Below are 21246 nucleotides of genomic sequence, written 5' to 3'. Positions count from 1 at the left end.
GTGCAGAATGGTATGGAAGCGCGGCTGGTCATACTATATTGGCTGTTGGACAACTATTCGTAGGAACAAAAGGCGTGGATAAAATTGCAATGTTGAACCCTGGCACAAAATTAGCTGAGATTTCACGAACTGCTAATCAAAGCTTGCAAGACGCTGCATCCTTATTCAATCGTAATCACAATGAGTTTGCTTTCGCTGGCGGAGGTAATATACCATCTCGGCTTGATACGCCTAATTTTAGACAAGCTGAAGATACTATTTTATCTGCTGAAAACATAGATAGATCAAATCAATATAGTCCACGTGTATTCGATGGTGATTTAAAGCAACACGAAGATAAAGGTGGACATTTAATGGAAAAACATGTTGAAATATCTAATGAAGCATTGGCTCAACGCTTAATAGACGATCCTGATATCACAGGGTCCTCATCTTTTAATAATTTAGAAACAGCCCAAAAAATTGCTGATGAAGTGTTAACCAATCCTAGAAATATACGTAAAATAGAAAGGTGGTTAGATGATCCCTACAGCCCGCCAACTCTAGGGTTTAAGTATAGAGGTGATGAAGTTATTGGTCGATCTATTGTAAGAGGATCTGAAAATGTTTTAGAGGTAACTAATGCTAAAATTATCTTAAAAAAAGACGGACAAGGAAGTTATATTCGAACAGGATATCCCGTAAGATAGAAATTTAGGAGGATACTTATGAATGATAAATATTATATGTATGAAGAATTAAGTGATTTTTTAGATGGAACATTTCATCAAGATATGGGAACAGTAGAAAAAGCCTTAAATGAATTTATAGAAGAAGCTCATAAAGTGTGTATAGAAAATACCGTAAAGTACATAACTGAATTTTTAAGAAGTGATTTATCCACGCAAGAAAAAGAAGCGTTCATTGAATATTATACTGAAATTTATTTTCCTTCTTTAAAACTTAATCCTATAGAATGGCTTGAACAAACAGCTGAAGCGTTAAAACAAGCATTAAAAAATCATTAGTAAAAATTGACCGCCCGTAATAGGCGGTCTTTTGTTCGTATTACATAACAATGCCGTCCAATTAAGGGCGACTTTGTTATACATCAAACTATTCTTTTGTATAGAAGTATTTAAGTCCTTTCGCATCTAACCATGCTGTTGCTCGATCTAGTTCATTACCTTGGCGATAGTTTGTCTCAAATCTAACTAGACCTTGCTTGTCCCCACCAGAAATGATACGAGATTCATATCCTAAAGAATCCATCATTACTAACATTTCCGGTACTAATGCTGTTCCAAATTCATACGTAACAACTTTATTAAATTTATTCACTGTAATCTCCACCTCTCTATTATTTGTGCTTGATTGAATTGTTTTGCCAACAATAACCTCAGCTACCGCTTTAGCTGCCTTGTAGAAGTTATCACGGTATTTTTGCATATCTGTTTCATTATCGATAAAGCAAATTTCAGGGAGTAATCCAGTCTTAGTCTTATTAATCCATCCTAAATCTGTTGTTAATTTAATACCTCGGTCTCTCAATCCAAATGCATCAGCCATTGCCTTTGAAATCTTTGCTGCTAATTCTCTATTTCCGTATGAAGGGTGCAACCAAACTTCACAGCCTGTACCACCTGGAGAAGCATTTAAATGAAACTGTAAATCTACATCACTGTCTTTCACTCTCAAATGATTATTTGCTGCATTGCTCCAAACTGCGGTTTGTGTCGTTCCAACTTCATCAGAACAATTCACATACTTCCATCCAGCTGCTTGTACATATTTAGCAACCGCGTCAAGAAACTTTCTATCCTCCACATGTTCTTTTCCATAAATGCTATTTGCACCTTGTACGATACTATTGTGACCACCTGATCCTGCGAAACAAGCCATTATTCAACATCTCCTTTTTTTATTTCTTGTTTTTGTTTACCACCTAAAACTTCAATTGCATTCATAAATACTGAAGGTAGCTTGATACCCATTGAACCTGCATTTTCTAATAGTGATAACAACTCATTACCGATAAATAAAAATAGTGTCGCTTCACGAACTGAATTTTTAGTTCCCATAACAATATCTACTTGTGTAGCTGCTGCTACCAAAAGAAAAAGCATTACCTTTTTGGCAATGCCTTTGAATCCTATTTTGCTTTTTAATGTACCGTTAACACCTGCAGCAAGTACTCCTGTTAGATAGTCAATTACTGTCATGATTACTAAGACTTTCAATGTTGCATCCCATCCTCCCAAAAAGTACCCGCAAAAAGCTCCGAAGGTAGCTATAAATGTTTTCATTAATACATCAATACGATCCATCTTTTCACTCCTTTTCTAAAAATAAAAAAGCCTGCTATAAGCACGCTTTGGTTTGTTGTAAAAGCCGTATTTTGTTCAAAATAAAAAGACCAGTTAATTAAACCTGCTCTTTGTTTTCTAAATCAGCTATTCTATTATTTAAATCAACAATTTGTTCTCCCAAATTCGGAATGACTTGCTTTATTTTATTAATTTCGTGTTCATAATCTGGTGTATCTTGTATAGGTGCTGCGAATGCTATTGGCACTTCTGTTTCATCAATAGTTGGTGGCTTCTGATTTTTGATATCTTCGAGTTCTTTCTGAATATCAGCTAATTGCTGTTTGATTTTTTCTAACTCTGAAGGTTCTTCAGGCTTGGGTTCTTCGGGTTTCGGTTCGACTGTTTTTATCCATTTATCGTCTTTAAATACTGGATAGTAAATACCATCAGGTGGAATATCTAAAGTGCAATTTGTAGGAATGTCCGGTTCATAACCTATAACAACATCTTCTTCGTATGGTACTTTAATAGTTTCATACTCTATATGCTCCATTACACAATCAGGGCATTCTTCCTTACTAATCGGTTCTTCCACATTCTCTTGATCCGGCTCATAAGTACCGTCCACAATTGATTGATGAAGCTCACAAAGCTTTTCTTCCGTTACAACTTCTTTTGTTTCTTCTCGGTAAAATGTTTTCTTCTCATAGATCGCTTTTTCTTCTAAAGGAATCATCTCAGTAAATTTACCTTCCTCGTCATAGCAATAACCGTAATATTTAGCCATGTGGTTACCTCCTTAATCGACTACATAAGAGATAGTTACATAATAATCCTTACCTTGTGCGTTGTTTGACCCAACATTCTGGATAGAAAATTCACCGTTAGTCTGTATAGTTATCAAACATGGTGTTCCATCCGTTGATATTGTGTTCTGTTGAACTGTTAATAGTGGTCTCATATCTACAGGTAAAGTAAAAATAGCATTCGTATGCGGAATACCTACTTTTCTTCTTACCCCTGCTCTCAGTGTTACAGTATTACCTCTTCTGTCCGCGATAACGCCGTTGCCAGATATTAATTCTCCATCTGCTGTGATTGATATATTAGCACGGCCGTCTTTCTTTGTACCGAGTGAGGGGACAGTTACCTTTCCAGTATTTAAATCCATAGCAAACTCGTTAGCCCATACTGGGTTTCCGTCCATCTTAGGTGCAACAGACCATTTATTAACTGAAGAGTTGACTACCATATTTACACCTTTTAATCCGTCAGCTGTTTCTTGGTTGATGTTATGCCTGAAAATCATGTGACCTGTGGCTGTGTCTCCTGTTTTCTTCATGAGGTTAGTGTTAGGTGCGACCATATTAAAAGACTTTTGGTCAGAGTTGTATTCCCAAATGAAAACACCTGAAGTTTGGTCTGATAATACTAGTTTATTTTGATTCGCTTGTCCTCGTAGAACATACTTATTAGCTGTTGAACCTCCAGAATTAAACAATAGGGCTTTACCTATATCCAACTCGGTATCACCTGTAAATACCCCACCTTTAGAGTCTATCATTTTCTCCCAAGCGTTCCAAACAGAGCCTGTCTTCCGTCGCACCCAAACACTTCCAGTACTTCCAACCAAGGTAGTAGCTCTTTGCATCGTATAGTTTGCATCTGCGTATCGGATAACTTCAACGTATAGATAATCCTGAGTAGGTGCATTAACAAGCTTTGGTCCTGCGAATAAGCCTGTATCTAAAAAGTTATTAAGGTCGTCTCCTTCTCGTAACTGGAATGTTCTACCGTTAGGTTGTGCATAAGTGTAAAACGCTTCAGATTTCTTTAGAAGGTTAGTATTTTGAGCATGTAAAGTAAAGACATTATCCTTCCAAGACCATATATCCATCCCTAAACGGTAATCTCTTAGAGAAAACGTGTTGGTAGCTAGTACGTTTCTCATAGCGATTAAGTCACTGGCTCCTGTGCCCACTTTAAATGACAAAGCTCTCTCGCCTGTAGAACCATCTAAAGTTAGATTACCTGTCATCGTACCGCCTGTTTTTGGTAATGCTCCCTTTGCTAATTCACCTGCTGCAATAATCCCGTCAATATCTACACCTTCAAGCTTCTTACCTGCTTCAATGGCTTTTTGGATTACTGGAAATTCATTTGTAGATTTCATTGCATCATCAGACATTATTGATTCATCTACTGTAAATGCGAATTTACAAGTTTCAATTACTTTGTTATTCGGGAAAGTGAACCTCAATTGTGCAATGACATTACCATAGGCAATCAGAGTTTGTGTACTTAAAACAACGTAGTACTTACCCTGCATTTGATTCACATTCTGTACATCTTGGAATACTCGTTTACAATCTGGCTTTAAAAATGCAATTTGCACGCTTGTCGCTGATGAAAAATCTGTTACTACTTTGTCGTGAGTAACATTGATTAATAGTTTGGCAGAGTTTAAATCATTCTGATAAAACCGGATGAGTTTTAGTTCCTCTTCTTTTGTATTGAAATCCTTGTGTTGCATAGTATCAATTGTTATTTCTCTTATTTTAAGTATTTCTGCCAATTGATTTCACCTCTTTTATTGTTGCGATACTTGTGCTGCTTGTTGCTGCAAGTTAGTTAAACAATCAGAGCACACATTTAACGTTCCTAACTTATGCAAATGAGCATTCTTTTTGCACATATCACAAAATGTATCTGTTTTACGTAAATATACAAAATCAAAATCTGCAAATACTTCAATTTTATCCCCTGGCTTCACACCCACACCTTCATACATATCTAACGGTATTTGTACTGAACCATCTTCTTGAATTTCTATTAATCTTCCTAAGTATCTTGAACCTTCCATTTTTGTTTCACTCCTTTTGTTATTAAGTAGTCCAGTTAAATACAACCCAACGTCCATCACCAATGTTCCCATAATAGTTCCAACCTTTATAACCATTCATGTATTTTATTGTTCCGGAACTATCAGGTAGGAATCCACCTACGTTCACTCCACTTGTACTCACTTGAGAATTAAATAATACGTAACCCTTTGTATTGAATTCTATTGCATTCGTTGCCCTTATAAATAAACGATCTCCAGACAGAATATCCATATTAGCGGAAGCATCTAAACGGATAAGGTTTGCAAAAGTACTTGCTTGTCGAAATGAACGAAAATCTATTCCCATTTCACCTGTAATTGTTGTTTTGTTGTCTCCATATAGAAGGGTATCTCCATTTGAATAAAGATTTATTTTGCTTGGATAGTACGGGTCATCCGTAGATGTTACTCCTTTAACTACCCCCATACTTGCCGCATATGAAGTTCCTAGATTTTGTTGCGAAATTGCAAATGTTCCATCAGAAAATCTACTAGTATTAACATTCTCATGAAGCAGAATTGTAGGTTGCATTCTTCCATCTTTATTCCAGTAGTACCCGAAATACATTCGTGTTAAATTCGATTCCATCAAGCGGATGAATTGTTTTTCTATGTGAACATAGTTAGAACCACTATCAGTGCGTAGTGTAGAACCTTTAATTTCTCCTGCTAATATACGCTCCGCAACAATTCCTCGGCCAGTGATTGCGTTCCTAAAGGTCATTCCTCCGTCAGTACTTACACCTAATCCGGCACTATTCAAGACTACAACATAATTGGGATTATTCTTATCCTTCGCAATTAACCCTTGTGGTGTGATATCTAATTCACTAGTTACACCTAAAATCATGCTCGTGACATTCGCAACTTCCGCTGCCATCGCATTGATTGGGAGCTTTTCTCGCCCCTCTATCAAATCATTAATTGTTTTAGCGGCATGATCTAAATTAGACTGATACCTTTTGGTAATGTCTTGATTCCCAAAGGTCAATTGAACATCCAGTATATTCCCGCGCCAATCACGTAATACACTCCGATTTACAACACGTACTTCTGCATCCAATCCAATTCTTTCATCAATAAGAAATACCCGATCACCAAGTCCACTCTGAGCAATCGGGTATTTCTGTTTCGTTAAATCATGTATATCAGCAGTAACACTAATTTTTAAACTTTCATTAACAATCTTTTTTAAACCGCTATCCATTGTGGCAGATAATTTTATGCGGCCGTCTTTTAAAGGTGGAGCGTGACGCACTCCGATTCCAGGAATACTTGCAAGTGGTGATGTAAATTCACGAATCAATTTAGCACCTTGCCATCCATCTTCTTCAGTGAAATCGCCATAACCTTTAGCGTATGTCCAAAATCCTGACGCATCAACTTCTTGAACTATATTAGAAGCATTCAATCTATGGCGGTACATGACGTTTAAGTCAGATCCAATTTGAGGTTCAATCGTTACAACCTTTCCCAGAATCCTGAACTCTGCTCCATAACGATTCAATGCATCTTTAAACATTTCAAGTCGGGTAGATCCACCACCGAATCCTTCCCATTGTAACGAGTTGTAACTACCATTCAATTGATAAACATAGCCACTCCCATTAAAAATGGTTGCAAAACAAGCATTCGCAGTAAAGGATTGATTATATTCTTCATACACGCGGCCACTATCGAAGTCATCATAAAATTTTGGTACTGCTTTAATCTCTGCAGTTAATGTTTTCCCTTCACCCTGTTTTTTCAGATAAACGACTTTGTATTCCGTTTCATTATCATCGACTAAAGTCCACATTTCTGAGAGTCTATTAAGAAATGTTAAATTCACTTTATTGGGAGGTATCTTTGCAGAAAACACACAATTTCCATTTAATTCTTCTTCAATTAAATAAGTTGTTTGTGTGACATACTCTATATTTTCTAAATCACGTACATACATATCAATTCACCTCACTTGTAGTAAAACCTAAAATCAAATTCTATTGTTGCTGAGGTGCAATTAAACACTTCTAAGGTATTCCACCCTGGTACAAGTTCGATGAAATCCTTCTTTGTATTCCTTAAAAAAGATAACCCGTTCCTACCTATATTTGGACCTGAGTAAATAATAGTGTCTGTAATATATAAAGGAGAAGTTATCGTCGCTGTGCTAAAATTGGTATAGTTTTTAAGCATAAAACCTGCCGTACTACCAGCTACGTCACTAATTGTTATTTTTAATTCTTGTTCAAATGGATGGACTGGAACATTACCAGGATTATAAATAAAAAATTGTTGTCCTGCTACGGCCTTGTGCTTATATATCTTTGAAGCAGGATCACTGATAATTCCCATACCAGCTCCCCATAATCCACTCCCTGGATTAACTCCATCACGTTGAATATCTGATGACTTACCAATCGATTCAGCAAATGGCAAGTCTGCTGTTTCAAATTCCAATTCACCAAATCCATATTTGAGTTGCTGATCTATATCGAATGTAGAGGACATATTTACTTTATAACGTTTGCCACTAACAATTAGATTATCTCCATTTTGATATTCTAATCGTCGTAATTCGCGAATATAGAAAGGTTCTGTACTTAATATCATTTCAAATAATTTATCTCTCGTTATCGCTACATCTAATAAATCCTGCGCTTTAAAATAAAAAGGTACGGTTATAGTCCGTACCCCATAAGTAGATCCTGTGCTAATTCTTCCGCTTGCTCCCTCTACATCTATAAAGGTAGGACGTATTTCAATCGATCCCACACGGAAGTCCTGTACCTGAACGTTTATGTCAGATAATTTCATAGTTTGTCCATTCATTCTTGTGATTTGCACGTCCATTAGAAATACCTCCTTACTGTGTTTTCGATTGCATTCCCTTCATTTACATGAGGTCGTACAATACGTCCTACTGTTTCGCCTTCCATAACAACTTGTAAATTATCTAATTTGTCACCTAGATTTTTAACTGCAGCTGCCACTAATCTATTATCATTTTGACTTGCAACATTAGCTGATTGAGAGTTAATCATCGCTTGTTGCCCGAAATCTGATGATGAGTTAACACCCGATGTGTAAGAAGGTGTAGTGTAGCTTCCTGATATTGCTCCTATACTAATGCCTGGAGTGAGAATATCCGGAACTTCCAATACAGATGCAAATACTCTTTTGACTGCACTTCTTGATTTTTTAATACTATCAGTGATTGGTCCTCCAAAATCTAAATGATCTAAATCAGATAATGGTCCTGTCTTTGCAGGAGAGAATGGAAGGAAATCACGAATTTGTTGAGCGAGCCAGCCCATAGTTCTTAAAACAGGATTAACCATAGACATAATCCCTTTGACAATCATTTCTACGAGACCAACTCCAGCTTTGTAGAATGTTGATCCCAAGTTAGTTATATATCGTACTATGTTAGTAAAAGTTAGCTGTATACCAAACACTAGATTATCAAGTTTCCTAGAAACCCCACCTATAACTGCATCCCAAATTCCAAGGAAGAAATTTTTGAACATGCCGCCCCAACTTTGCACTAGACGAGTTATGTTTTCTAATTTTGAACCAAAGAATACATATAAATCAGCGAGGGCGTCATTCCAAACTTTTTTAATGTCTCCCCAATATTTCACAAACGGCCTTATTAAATCATCAGCAAATTTACCAAGCCACTTCAGAATTTTTCCTGCACCCCATAATTGTAAATAACCCCAAATCGCTTGAAGTGCTCCGAACCAAATTTCCTTAACTCCTTCCCAAACACCAGCCCAATCGCCAGTAAAGAGAGAAGAGAAAACTTTTACAATTCCAAGTATAACTTTTAGGATTCCTTGTATAAAATCACGTATCGCTTCTAGCGTCCCAATCACGATTTCCTTAATGATAGGCCACGCAAATTGGAAAACAGCAACTATAATTGGCATCACTGTCTTTATGATTTCAACTATCAGACCCCATGCATTAGAAAATGCCTGCTTTATCTGATCACCGTTTTCTAGCCAAAATTGAGCTATTTGAGAGCCGATTTCTGTCATGAATGCCCAAATTCCAGTTAAAAATTCACTTATTGTCTGCTTGATAGTTGCCACTGTATTAACAATTGTTGTTATTGTTTTAGAATTCATTCCTAAAGATTTCAACAATGCTGTTCCGTTTTCTTCGTCGCCCGCAAACAACGCAAAAATACCTTGCATGAATACTGCAAAGTCAGAAAAAATTTGTTTAATTGAACCTATGACACCTCGAACGGTTTCACCAAATGAAATAATTGCTCTTACGTTTTCAGGAGACATACCTAGAGAAGTTAGCATACTCGCCGCTCCGCCACTATTCCCTTGTATAACTTGCCAAAACGCCTTAAAAACAGTTATTACATTATCAACTGCGTTTCGGAATGGTTCTATACGTTCATAAGCCAATTTAAAACCTAATACAAGGGCAGTTATAGCTGCCGCCAACCCAAGGGCAACTGGCATAGTTAATGCCATCCCTTCCATAAGCGGCCCAATTACCATCCATACCGCAAATGCAGCTGCTCGATATCCTTTAAATAAACCTATGCCTACTGCGAGCGGTGTTAATATGACAGCTAGTGCAGTAGCTAAATATAAAATCATCCCTATTACTTTCGTTATATTAGGGTTTATTTCATTTATCTTTTGGATAAACTCGCCCACTTTAGTAAGTGCATTGACGAATCCCGCTGCGAACTCTCCCCAAATTTCAACGAATGGTTTTAAAGCTTCAGCCCAAACTTCCTTGAACTTCTCAATTGCTATCCCAAGAGGTTTAAGTGAATCCTGCAACTCTTTTATCTTTTGTTCGGCTGCTTTTCTAGTTCGAGTTAACTCATCAGCTACCGCTTCATTAGTTAAACTTATCTTTTCTCTCCAAAGAGCAACGTATTGATCTAATTCGGGTTTTGACATTTGAGCTAAGGCTCTAATTTGTCCAGCAGCTTCAGGTCCCATTTTATACAATTCTTCCCTCAAGTCTTCTGGGATTCTTCCACTTAACGATTTCATATCTTTAACCCAATCTCGCATTAATGCTACTTGTCCAGCTAGGTTCTTTGCCAATTCTTTACCACTAAAAGTTTCCCTAGTGACCTTATCAAATAATCCAGCAAAATTATAAACTTCATCAATTCGTTTTTGATACGCTTTGATATATTCCGCTGTTATAGCATCCTGTTGTTTTCGTATATCAGAAGGATCGGGTCCTTTTGCCGCGTTCCACATTGCTGCTGTAAATATCCCGAATGTCGCAACAGTAGCCATGGATGTCATTTGTAAACGCATAAGACCCATATTAATAATTCTTATCTGATCATTTAACTGTTTCATCGATGCATTAGGACCAACAAATTCTAACGCTAACCTAGCCGCATTACCTGAGTTGGCAAATCTGTTAAAAGCACCTACTGCAGTTAGTGCGCCACGAGACAAGTTATAAAATGGATTACCCATAGCGGTTAAATTACCTTTCAATCTATCCGCCATAAGGGTCATATTCTGCATATAACCAATTGTTTGAAGAATTGATGCCATTTTCATCCGATTAAGATTTATCATTGCATCATTAGCCTTTTTCTCCGCCGCTCCTAATGCTGTAACTTCACGAATTAAATCTTTCGTTGAACCTTGATAGTTACCCAAGCTCATACCTAATTCTGTATAAGCTAGTTTTGTACGCTTTAACTCTTCTATATGAGGAGCCATAGCGGCTCTTTGTTCAGCTTTCATTTGTCTTAATCTACGACTATACTCACTGTTAGCATTCCCCATATTTTCGATACTTCGGCGATATTCCCGAGAACTTCGACTTGTTGTTGTTACAAAGTCATCCATTTGTCGGCGCATTTGTTGTATTTCGCGCCGCATTTGGTCAGTTTCAGCCCTAAACTGAACTATTAATTCTTCTGTTGTTGCCAAAATCTCACCTACCTTTCCTTAATTTAAGTCGAGATTTTGCAATAACTTCATGTCATCTTCTGCTTTTTTAAGTTTTTCTTCTATTGATAATTCTTTGTTGTTTGTATCATTTAACTTGTCACGGTTAAATAAATCAGTTGGTTTTAATTTCTTTTTAGGGTCGTGGTGATAAGCGACACGCATCATAATGGTATAAATACTATACATCTGCAGTTGGTCAAGGTATTGTTCATTACGACCGATCATCATATTTTGGTACTCACGCGGGGATAGGTTCATAGCTTTATCGGCTGTTAAACCTAAATATCTGAACCCATCCTGCTGCACCTTATCAAAATCTTCTTGCGTGTATTCTTTTACGCTAGAAGATCCTCCATCATTTCCTTGCTGTCCGGATTCTCCTTCTCTACTTTCTGCAACATTTTCGCCTTCATCTTCTGAGCTGTCGCTTGGTAGAAAAAATGATCTGTAATTACTTCTTGGATAACCTTTTTAATGTATTCTTGAGTAAGTACTTGCTTCTCCATTAACTTTTCTAATGCGTCCTGAATCTTTTCACGTGTAAAACCTTGTTCTGTATGAAGTAAACCGTAATAAATTGCATCTTCAAAGATTTCTAGGTCGCCTAGCATTGCGACAGATACAATCTCTTGCGCTCCACCTTTATACTTCTTGTTAATTTCAGAAATAGCCTTATAAGTTAACTTTAGTTCGTATTCTTTTCCTTCGATTTCAAAAAACATATATATCAATCTCCTTTTAATTGGATGTTATTTTCAAATTTAAAAGAGTAGGTATAAAACCTACTCTTAAGATCCTGATGGCGGTGTAGTAACTGTTCCTCCAGCGCCAGGTGGCAATGTAGTTAATGTTTCCTTAGTTGTTGTACCAGAAAGTTTCGCTTCTGCTGACCAAGTTGATGTTTCCCCTTGTGAAGCTGTTTGTTCAAAAGAAGATAACATATAAGTTCCTTTCTCAGCTTCTAATGTGCGTTTATTAATTTTATAAATCTCGATATACTCTTTATTACGAATTTTATTAATAGCTGCATCTATAAACGGATCACCTTGGGATAAAATACCCTCAAAAGAAATACTTTCAGTTACTTTTCCATAATCAGAAACAGTTCGGTCCTTTGACTCAGCCTCAATTTCATCTGCTTCAATGCTGTGAGACAAATCGGTTTGATCAAAAGGTCTTACAAGAATTTCTTGATTAGTTTGGTCTTTAATTTTAACCGCAACAAGAAACTCGTCTCCGCGATACATCTTGTTTTTTACTTCAGCCATATATTTCACGCTCCTTAATTTACATAAGCTTGTTGGTATTCGAAAATCATTGTTAACTGTGCAGAACCAACTCCACTTGGAGCGGTTGTTACTCTTCGAAAATAAACTGTGTCAATCGATTCACTTCCATCTTCATTCCGAAGATGTACTGTGTAACCGTTACTTCTGATTTTATTAGCAACCTTTTCTGCTGCTTGCATTGCCTTATCTGTCGTTGCATTAAAAAACCTTACTACCATTGTGTATAGTAAGGTGTAATGATCTTTTGAAGTTTTATCATCATTTATAGATAAAATCGGATAATATACCGATGGAATAACTAATTCTTCTGGAACTTGATCATGATAAGCAAATGTATTAGCAGATAAACTGTCGTATACAAAAGCTTTCATGGAACCATGTATTTGCTCATACATAATTATCTCGCTCCATTCTGTACCCATTGCTTAAATTGGCGGTCAAATGAACGTTGAAACATGCGCTCATAAATGGCAACTGCATTATCCCAATACGGACGGCCCTCTATGAATTTTGCAGTTAGCATCATTCCAGTAGGTGCATGTGGATCATACTCAAAATTATGACCTTCCCATCTACCAGGAACGAATCTTCTTACCTGCTGCCATCCGTCATTTTGAAGTTTAGCGTATTCTACATTTGTACCAACTTCCAAAACTAAACCACCATCAGAGGAGCGCCATACGTTTCCAACTCCGCCTTTATCAAACGAATTGAGCAGCCTTCTCGTATCGACAACTGCTAGTGAAATGATTTGGTTCTGAACTTCCTCTAAAAATTGAAATCCACTAGCTTCAAGCCATAAGGTAACATTCTGATCTAATCCGTTTGCCATACGGTTCAACTTAGCGCTGAACTCGCGGAATCCTCTAGTCGTTATTTCGCTAGCCACGGCTCACTCTTCCTCTCTGCTATGGCTTTTATATGATTAACCTCACCAGTAAGTGGGTGCACTACTGGAAAAGGATTACGTATATAATAAGTGACATTTGTATTCTTCTTAATCACTTTGTCATTGTGTCTCACATCTGTACCAGGCATGAATAACACTTTCATTTGCTCCATATTTAATTGGTTTGGTGACGACTGTATCGTATCAGGAGCAGCAGTTGCTACATTCTCGGCAAAATAGCAACTTTGTTCTGCTATATCAGGAGTTTCATTGTAAGAATATACGGTCTCTCCTGGTTGCCCATACTTACCTGGTTGCTCTTTCTTCTGCAAATGGTAAATATCACATTCATGGATAAACATTCCTTGCAGAGACATTAAATCGCCCTCATTTTGAACGTAACTTTATTCTTACCTTTATGATCCATAAACTTCTGCAAGAGATATAACACTGAAGGTTTTGTTACACTCGCACTATCCTTTGTATAGGAATAATCACCGCCACCAATACTTTCAGACTTAATCCCCTTCATAGCAGTTGTATCAGCATTTGTATACGCATAATACTGAGCTAACTTTTTGCAAGCTAACTTCACTTCTGCTGGAACCTCAGGATATTTCGTATTATCACCAAAATCTATTTTTGATAGATTATAAATCTCTGTTTCTGCCTCAAGTATGTCCTGCTCCAATAGGGGAACAGGACGATTCTTTACTTCAGGCAGTACAGTGTAATCTATTAATTCTTGAGTAGTAATAAGCGCCATACTTATCACTTCCTTATTTAGTTGTAGTAATTGTAGAGTTAACTGTCGAGTTAGGAGCAGCTGCATCTACAACAGTAGCAACACGATGTTTACCATCGTTAATATGCTGGTTGTATTTCGCTTTTAAATCATCTGCTTGTTTTTTTACAGAATTCAAATCATCTACAATAGAATTGAGCAGGACCGCTAAATCAGTATTTAAATGTGCGCCACCTTTTCCAATATCCTTAGGAATCTTAGGCATTTACATCACCTTTTTCTGAGTTCTTTGTTTTAGAAGATTCCTTTACTTCTTCTAGATCTTCATAAACTTCTAATAACTCATCTCGTTCTTTTACTGTCACCTTTTGTGGTTCTCCTGCATGAAAAAAGCGCCCTTCACCAATATGAAGAACGCCTGTTTTTTGTTTATATTGAACTAAGGGCATTATAACGCTCCTTTCTTACAGTTTTTCACCTGTCATCCAAGCTACAGCATCAACTTCACGAATAACCGCATCTAAGTAAGCGAATAAGATATGGTATGTTGCATCTTTTGCAGCTGCAGTTGCACCTTGAGCAGTACGGTTATAGCGTAAATCACGAGTAAATACAGGTTTTAAGTTTTCACGCGGCGTTAACATAGCAAAACCTGATTGCATTTCTTGTACAACCTCAACTTCATAACCTGCTAATTTTGTAACTTTACCATCAACTAATACAGCATCACCTAAATTAGTTTGACGAGTAGTTAATAAGGACATTAACTTATCATGTGTTTTCTGCGTGATAAACCAAGCAATATCTTTGCGAGTTTTAAATCGTTCAGGCAGAAGTGCTACATGGTCCACAAACGCTTGAATAGTTAGTTCGTTTGTAGCTAAATCTGTTTTGTTTGTAGAAACTTTAGCCTTTTTAACAAATCCGTCGATGATTTTAACGAATGGATCAGCAGAAGTAGTGTCACCGTTGAAGATTAAATCTTGTAAATCAGTACCAAATTGGTCTTGAATCATACTAATGATTACATCTTCAACATTTTGACCACGTGCTGCCAATGCATACCATACATCATCATTTTGAATCCATTCATCCCATTTTACTTTCTTAACAGCGTAAGGGATTTGTCCAGGTGCGATAGAACCAACACCAGTTGGAGTATCGTTTTTAGAAGCTTCACGTAATTTACGCTTACCTACGCTTAATGTATCAATATTCCCAGCAGGAGCTTTCTTGTAGTATGGGTTTAACTTAGGTAATACTGTAGCTTTATTGATTGTATCGCGTAAAAACGCTTCTGCTGCTGCCTGTGGTAATGGTACATTTACATCCTTTAAAACGATATCTGTAGAACCACCTGCAATAATTTGTCCGTTATTCATATATGTGTTTCCTCCTTAGTTACCAAAGTATCCAGCGTAACCGCCAGCAGATTTTTGTACGTTTGTATGCCCATCTGTATCTTGTTGGTTGCTGATACCTTGGGATTTTTTTAGTTCTTCTAACTCTTTGATGATTGGAGCAGTAGCTGCTTCAACCGCTTTAGCGACTGCAAGTTCCTCAGGTGTCTTTTCTGGTTCTATATTTAGATGTTTCTTAACTGTTTCTAGCTCCTTTTTAATCGGTGCTACTACAGCTTCTAACGCTTTTGTTAATTGTTCTTGATTCATATCATCTTCCTCACTTCCTGCGCCTTCCGGTGAAGGTGTGACGCGTGTTTTTAGATTTGTTAATGATTCAATGGCCGCATCAATATCAGCCATGTTTACATTACTAATTTTCTTACCTGCTTTTTCTACTTCTTCAGCAAGAGAGGTAGCTGGTTTGTTTTCCCATGCCTTTACAACCGCTTCTGTACCCTTCAACTCATTGATAATCTCAACGAATTCGAGTGCAGCCGCTTCTATACGATCTAAGTCGATTGCATCAGCAGTAGGGGCGTTCCATAATGATTGATAGAAAGTATCTTCTAAAGCAGAGAAAGAGGCATTAACGTCACGGCGATGTTTGTTTTGGTTAAACTTATCCCTAACCTCGCCTTTTTCAACTTTTTCCCCACTAAAAAAGCCCTTCATCAATTGGAAGAAGGACTTAAATTGTTTCTCTTCAGTTTTCGTTACTTCTTCCTCAATCACTTCTGTTTCAGCGACTCCTGCAAGGGAATACCCTTGGAATTCACCTTTCTTAACAGCTTCCCATGTGTCTTCATCTGCTTTTGTAGTAAGGATCCATGTACCTTTCTTTACAGGTTCACCATTAAGCTCCATATCAGCAGGTGCAATATATGATTCAACAACTTCTCCTACACCTGCTACAAAGTCATGATTTTTATCGATTTGGCGGTACTTAAGCATAAACTCATGCGCTGCCTTTTCGATAGTCTCAGCATCCGTAAAATCGCCATGAGCATCTAATGTGTCAGGCTCGTATACAACACCATATACAAGACGTTTCTCTTCATCATCAGATTTAATAACTTTTACAGCCTTCTCGAAGTTCGGTTGTTCTTCTGATTTCGTCAAAAAGAACTTGCGTTGGTTTGCTCCATTCTCTACAAAAGAAACGTGTGAAACCTGTAAGTTCTTCAGCTTACGTTTTTTCATTTATTCACCTCCTTTCAAATACGATACAATTTCTTATGAGTAGCTTCCATCACTTACTCAACTCCTTCAAAGTCTCTTCCCTAATCTTCTGTTTCTCTTCTTCAGATAGACCTAATATATTGTTATCTACTGCAGGAGACATAACACAATGACACTCGACTCTCTCTTTAGCTGATAAAGAACTATCACGAGGAAACATGCAACGTTCCCCAGAATCGGGGAGTTCAAACTCTTCTTCGACTGGTACAACAGTTCCATCGTATTCAACGTGATTTTCTCTAGGTGTTATGCCTTTACTACCACTATGACGCCACTTCTTACCAGTAACAGCAGGACTCTGCCTATATGACTCGAGTTGGCTCGCGCTACAGGCCGCAAGTGTTTCTGTTTGCGCAGTTCTTCTTGCTCTTTTTCGGTCAAATTCAGGGAGCTTTTGCAATTCCCTAGTAATCTCACGAATACCTTTCCCTTTCTCCAAACCTTCATTTAACACACGCTTTACCGCTTTATGTGAGTTAATCTGCATCAGCTTACCTAATTCATCAGACCAACTATCAATCCACTTTGTAGTGCGTTTTGAAAAGATATTAAACTGGATATCCGGGTCGATTGCATTCATAAAAGCAGTAGTCATATCCTTCATCGAATAATCGAGAAATTTCCTCGCTGCTTTGCTCAAACTTTTAGCAAATGTATCTGCTCCAAATAGGCTTCCAGTAACGAAATTAACTATGTCTCGTATTTTAAATGCCTTTTCGATTGCATCCTTTTTCGTGTAGTTCTTAATACCATTTACAAAGTATCTCCGTTGCTTCCGGAGTAGTTTAGCGATTTCCTTTTCGAAATCCTCAACATATCCTGGTAGCATGTCCAGTACTTCTAAATCAGCAGGTAATGAGTCTGTGAAATCGTCTGTATCAGCTTTTTCAATCCACTCATTCAATGAAATTAGCAGTTTATCAATCTTCTGCATCTTGCATCGACTCCAATAAGTCCCTTAAATCCTTCATAATCATGACTAGATCAGTAGGAGTATCGGATTTTTGAACTGATTCTGTTGTTTTCTGTTCGGAAGCCTTCTTGATCGCTTGTAATACCAGCGCAATAGGCTGACCTGCTTCTTCTGTTTCAAACGGTTCTAAGTCTTTATTAAGCACTTTCGCTGCTACTTCGCGCAGATCATCGAATGTTGTACCACCGTATTTACTTAGCACATCTAACATCTTAACTAAGTCTTCGGTATTACTTATTTCAGGCTTACGTAGGTTCACATATACATGTTTTAACTCATATGGAAGCAGAAGAATGTTATTTATGATGAACTCAAGTGAGTTTCTTTCTGGTTCAAATACTTGTTCTTCTGTAATTTCTCTTGCTGCATCAGCAGTAGCACGGTTAAAATCTCTGCTATACCCTACGTAAATGTCTGGTAAACGGAATGCTGACTGTACCTTTTGACGTGATTTATCATCGTATTTAAGGAATAGAGCATCGTTTTGCAGGATATCTGCTAATGATTTAAGTTCAATATCTACATTAGGTCTAGGCTCACCAACCACTTCTTCTTCAGTACTTTCAATTTCAAGGACTAAATATTTATGTTGATTTTCCTCCCCTTCTACAGTAGATACATAATCAGAAAGTGCATCTTCACTTTCTTCTGAAAGAACGCCATTCTTTAATAGAATAGCCATCGGTATATGTCTACCTTGTTTGAAATAACGTAGGTTTAGCTCTTCTGCCTTTCTAGCACCAACCATATGAACTACATGTGATACCCAACGTGGAATGCCATAAGGACCATTTCCTATTTTCAAATGAATTACCTCAGTTGCGTCTTTAGGACCAAGTGATTTATCGCTAAATTCACCAGTTTCTTTATTCAAGAACCGCGGATCGCCAAATTCTTTAAAATAAGTAACGCTTGCCCCGACCTGCTGGACATAACGACGGAATATTTTTTTTCGTTTAATAGTTTTTCCATTTATGAAATAGGTTACTTCTTGCGGTTTATCATCTTTACGTGTCACCCTCATGTATTGTGGTAACATATTGATTAATTCAACAGGTTTACCCTCTAAATTACGAATCACTTCAATATATCCATTTCCGGTTGTTTCCCTATCATCAATTCCAGTTTCAAGAATTTCTTTGAATGGCTTTTCAAAACTAAAAAAAGGAATGACTTCTGTATCTACATACGCCCATTCCGATTTCATTTCGTCCGTTTCTTCAATATCATTCTGTTTGTACTGCATTTCATGACCAAACCCAGCAATATTTCTCTTATAAGCATCAATACACTGACCTAGAATTGTACTATTTTCTCTAATCTGCTGTAGGTCTTCTATTCTATAAGGTGGTGTAATGATGCCATTAACCGCATTCTTTTCTTTTTCATCTTCTTGTTGGCGTGACAACACTTGAGTACTTGTTCCAGATGCTTTGATTACTCTGGCACTAACTTGTCTTTTCTTCGTCATTAAGCTTCTTCACCTCTTCTCTTTTTCTTCTTTTTACGCAATCCAAATACGATTGTATTAATGAAGTATCTTGTTTCGTCCATGTGATGGTCATTTTCTTTTAGAGGTTTATCCTCACCACGTTGTATTGCTTTTTCATCCCATATATAAGAAGCAAACTCTTTGAAAGTCTCAACACAACAATCATTAAAGTATGCTCTGCCAGTATTCAGTGCTATACCAACGTTACCTATGCCTTCTTTTACGTTGTTACGTGCTTTGTATACTTTCCGCTTGTTACGAACTAACACAGCGATAAATGAAGCAGCAGAGGGATCAACTACAGTTCCTTTGATTGGTAAATCACCAACGAATTCCTCATAGTCTTCATAATACTCTTGGTCTGTTTTCTGCTTCTCTGTATCACGACCGCTATAATGGTACTCCTTGATTTTGTACCATACTTCTTTGTCACCGTCTTCAATGCATTTACCCCATAATCCATACGCCATAGCGTTCTGCGTACCGTAGTCACATGACACATAATACTCAACATAATTACGTTCAATAGACTCGACTTTGTGTACTTTCTCATCAAACATATCAAAGATAAGTCCAGAAGCAGCTGCCCATTCGCCTTTGATATATCTGCGATAGAAAACGCCACTATACATACGGTGATATCTTCTTTTTGTCTTCTCATCTAATGACAAATTGTCATCCATAGAGAATTTAAGGTGTAAAAGATTCTTTTCTTTCTTTTGATCCAACCACTTCTCTTTAAACCAGTGATACGGTCCTGCTGGATTACAATTAAACCACATTTTTGAACCGGTAACGGATAAACGACCTGTTGCTTGGTTAACAAAACTTTGTACCATAAGTGCCACTTCATCAAAAAACATGCCAGCGGCAGTAATTCCTTGAATCAAATCCTGCGACGCTTCATCTTTCCCACCAAAGATATAAAAGAAGTTTGTCACGCCATCTTTAGTAATCGTAAGCATATTCTCACTTCTATGATCCTTAACCTTATAACCACGAGACTTCAGCATCTTTTTAAGTGGCGTTATAACGTTACGACGGTGTGAACCAATCGTTTTACCACACATACCAAAGTTCTCGCCCTCAAATGATTCCATTGCCCACATTACATAGGAAAGCGCCATCGAAACTGTTTTACCTGCACGAATAGAACCATCGCAAATAATCCCGTCATAATCTTTAACGGGACTGTTAGGCTTCCACCAGGTTAATACTTTCAGCTGCTTCTTGGAAAATGGCTTAAATTTAAATGGAGCAGGTTTCTTTTTACGCTTCGGAATCGTCGTCATGGTCATCCCACACTTCCTCTACCTTACCTTCTAGCGCCTCTTTGAAACCGTCATCTTCGTACTCATCACCATCTTCACCTTTAATACGAGCTGTATCGGCTTTTGTTTTTTCAATGTTAGCTTTCATCTGCTCTAGCTTCAATCTTCTTTCATCATCAGCATTTGCTAACTTATCAAATCGTTCAATCATAGAGGATAACGCTGTCATAGCGCGCGAATAAGCTGTAAGTAAATTGGCTTGTTTATCCCATGCAAACTGCACTGTATACGCGTCTCCATTCAGTGATTCACTAATCATCTCTTTTGACATATCGTTTTGAGTACGAACATGCATAATACGTTGTGAATTAAGGATGTTGAAGTATTGCAGTTGAATAGAATGGAATAGCATATCTAATTCAGTATGGTTTTGTATTTCATCCAGCAATTCCATTGCACGCGGATCGTCACTCGGGATTATCTTCCTAAATAATCCATGCGTCATAGCGTTATGGTTACCTTTTGGCGGGCCATGCCCTACAGCATTCTTGTTCCCCCATTTAGGGTTCTTGTTTCCCGAATTACCAACTGCATTCTTATTACCAATGGGTGCACCTGTTTTCTTTTGTGTGCGCACTTTTTCATCTTTTGTATGCACACTTTTTCTATCCCATTTATATCTGGTCTTCCATGACTTTACGGTATTTACACTGACCTCATATTTCTCAGCCAGTTCCTTATACTTCATACCTTGCATGTAATCTTCTTGAGCTAACTCGTGTTTTTGTTTCACTTCATATCACCCACCACCCTCTATATTAATAG

The 21246-nt window shown here is 37.5% G+C and carries 25 protein-coding genes; 2 read left to right on the top strand and 23 right to left on the bottom strand.

The features are described from left to right. On the top strand, nt 1-689 hold a 689-nt coding region (locus MR070_RS25320; RefSeq protein ID WP_313933839.1), incomplete at its 5' end, for an RNase A-like domain-containing protein. A gap of 18 nt (nt 690-707) precedes the next feature. Further along, on the top strand, nt 708-1007 hold the full coding sequence (locus tag MR070_RS25315; RefSeq protein WP_061403130.1) for a contact-dependent growth inhibition system immunity protein: 300 nt from the start codon (nt 708-710) through the stop codon (nt 1005-1007). 88 nt (nt 1008-1095) lie between these two features. On the opposite strand, the gene MR070_RS25310 is transcribed toward MR070_RS25315, so the two are convergent. The 23 genes from MR070_RS25310 to terS form a co-directional block, all read right to left on the bottom strand. Next, on the bottom strand, nt 1096-1881 hold the full coding sequence (locus MR070_RS25310) for an N-acetylmuramoyl-L-alanine amidase (RefSeq protein WP_242262216.1): 786 nt from the start codon (nt 1879-1881) through the stop codon (nt 1096-1098). Next, entirely contained in the window at nt 1881-2306 is a 426-nt protein-coding gene (locus MR070_RS25305) for a phage holin family protein (RefSeq protein WP_242262215.1), read from the bottom strand. Before MR070_RS25305 ends, MR070_RS25310 begins: the two co-directional genes overlap by 1 nt. Before the next feature lie 97 nt (nt 2307-2403). Continuing rightward, nucleotides 2404-3075: a hypothetical protein gene (locus tag MR070_RS25300; protein WP_242262214.1), complete on the bottom strand. Its 672-nt coding sequence runs from the start codon at nt 3073-3075 to the stop codon at nt 2404-2406. Between the two features lie 12 nt (nt 3076-3087). Continuing rightward, nucleotides 3088-4863 (bottom strand): BppU family phage baseplate upper protein, encoded by a 1776-nt coding sequence (locus MR070_RS25295; RefSeq protein WP_313933838.1) that lies wholly within the window; start codon nt 4861-4863, stop codon nt 3088-3090. Between the two features lie 15 nt (nt 4864-4878). Beyond that, on the bottom strand, nt 4879-5151 hold the full coding sequence (locus MR070_RS25290; protein ID WP_242262213.1) for a transcriptional regulator: 273 nt from the start codon (nt 5149-5151) through the stop codon (nt 4879-4881). Between the two features lie 22 nt (nt 5152-5173). Continuing rightward, nucleotides 5174-7114: a phage tail protein gene (locus MR070_RS25285; protein ID WP_472927051.1), complete on the bottom strand. Its 1941-nt coding sequence runs from the start codon at nt 7112-7114 to the stop codon at nt 5174-5176. An 11-nt stretch (nt 7115-7125) separates the two neighbouring features. Continuing rightward, nucleotides 7126-8007, bottom strand: coding sequence for a phage tail domain-containing protein (locus MR070_RS25280; RefSeq protein ID WP_242262211.1), 882 nt, complete (start codon nt 8005-8007; stop codon nt 7126-7128). After that, entirely contained in the window at nt 8007-11048 is a 3042-nt protein-coding gene (locus MR070_RS25275; RefSeq protein WP_242262210.1) for a phage tail protein, read from the bottom strand. Before MR070_RS25275 ends, MR070_RS25280 begins: the two co-directional genes overlap by 1 nt. 69 nt (nt 11049-11117) lie before the next feature. Beyond that, complete coding sequence (locus MR070_RS25270; RefSeq protein WP_242262209.1) at nt 11118-11426, bottom strand: hypothetical protein; 309 nt, start codon at nt 11424-11426, stop codon at nt 11118-11120. Between the two features lie 29 nt (nt 11427-11455). Continuing rightward, the gene (locus MR070_RS25265; protein WP_242262208.1) at nt 11456-11842 is read right to left on the bottom strand and encodes a tail assembly chaperone; all 387 of its coding nucleotides are present in this window, start codon (nt 11840-11842) and stop codon (nt 11456-11458) included. A 66-nt stretch (nt 11843-11908) separates the two neighbouring features. Further along, complete coding sequence (locus tag MR070_RS25260) at nt 11909-12388, bottom strand: phage major tail protein, TP901-1 family (RefSeq protein ID WP_242262207.1); 480 nt, start codon at nt 12386-12388, stop codon at nt 11909-11911. A gap of 14 nt (nt 12389-12402) precedes the next feature. Further along, nucleotides 12403-12804 (bottom strand): phage tail terminator family protein, encoded by a 402-nt coding sequence (locus MR070_RS25255; RefSeq protein ID WP_242262206.1) that lies wholly within the window; start codon nt 12802-12804, stop codon nt 12403-12405. Nucleotides 12805-12806: 2 nt separating this feature from the next. Beyond that, entirely contained in the window at nt 12807-13298 is a 492-nt protein-coding gene (locus MR070_RS25250) for an HK97 gp10 family phage protein (protein ID WP_313933837.1), read from the bottom strand. After that, nucleotides 13283-13675, bottom strand: a complete 393-nt coding sequence (locus MR070_RS25245) for a DUF3599 family protein (protein ID WP_242262205.1) — start codon at nt 13673-13675, stop codon at nt 13283-13285. Before MR070_RS25245 ends, MR070_RS25250 begins: the two co-directional genes overlap by 16 nt. Continuing rightward, entirely contained in the window at nt 13675-14064 is a 390-nt protein-coding gene (yqbG, locus tag MR070_RS25240; RefSeq protein WP_242262204.1) for a protein YqbG, read from the bottom strand. The genes MR070_RS25245 and yqbG overlap by 1 nt, the downstream gene beginning before the upstream one ends. 13 nt (nt 14065-14077) lie before the next feature. Then, complete coding sequence (locus MR070_RS25235) at nt 14078-14308, bottom strand: hypothetical protein (protein WP_242262202.1); 231 nt, start codon at nt 14306-14308, stop codon at nt 14078-14080. Next, nucleotides 14301-14492 carry a hypothetical protein gene (locus tag MR070_RS25230; RefSeq protein WP_242262201.1) on the bottom strand — a complete coding sequence of 64 codons (192 nt, stop codon included), beginning with the start codon at nt 14490-14492 and terminating at the stop codon, nt 14301-14303. The genes MR070_RS25235 and MR070_RS25230 overlap by 8 nt, the downstream gene beginning before the upstream one ends. 15 nt (nt 14493-14507) lie before the next feature. Continuing rightward, a complete protein-coding gene (locus MR070_RS25225; RefSeq protein WP_242262200.1) occupies nt 14508-15425 on the bottom strand; it encodes a phage major capsid protein in 918 nt (305 codons plus the stop codon). 15 nt (nt 15426-15440) lie between these two features. Then, nucleotides 15441-16646: an XkdF-like putative serine protease domain-containing protein gene (locus tag MR070_RS25220; RefSeq protein WP_242262199.1), complete on the bottom strand. Its 1206-nt coding sequence runs from the start codon at nt 16644-16646 to the stop codon at nt 15441-15443. Nucleotides 16647-16695: 49 nt separating this feature from the next. Beyond that, a complete protein-coding gene (locus MR070_RS25215; RefSeq protein ID WP_242262198.1) occupies nt 16696-17619 on the bottom strand; it encodes a phage minor head protein in 924 nt (307 codons plus the stop codon). Beyond that, a complete protein-coding gene (locus MR070_RS25210) occupies nt 17606-19129 on the bottom strand; it encodes a phage portal protein (protein WP_242262197.1) in 1524 nt (507 codons plus the stop codon). The genes MR070_RS25215 and MR070_RS25210 overlap by 14 nt, the downstream gene beginning before the upstream one ends. After that, nucleotides 19129-20448, bottom strand: coding sequence for a PBSX family phage terminase large subunit (locus tag MR070_RS25205; RefSeq protein WP_242262196.1), 1320 nt, complete (start codon nt 20446-20448; stop codon nt 19129-19131). The genes MR070_RS25210 and MR070_RS25205 overlap by 1 nt, the downstream gene beginning before the upstream one ends. Further along, complete coding sequence (terS, locus tag MR070_RS25200) at nt 20420-21214, bottom strand: phage terminase small subunit (protein ID WP_242262195.1); 795 nt, start codon at nt 21212-21214, stop codon at nt 20420-20422. The genes MR070_RS25205 and terS overlap by 29 nt, the downstream gene beginning before the upstream one ends. Between the last annotated feature and the right edge of the window lie 32 nt (nt 21215-21246).

This window comes from Bacillus cereus group sp. BfR-BA-01453, assembly GCF_022662915.1.
Taxonomy (GTDB): Bacteria; Bacillota; Bacilli; order Bacillales; family Bacillaceae_G; genus Bacillus_A; species Bacillus_A paranthracis.
This window is presented reverse-complemented; position numbering and strand designations above follow the sequence as displayed.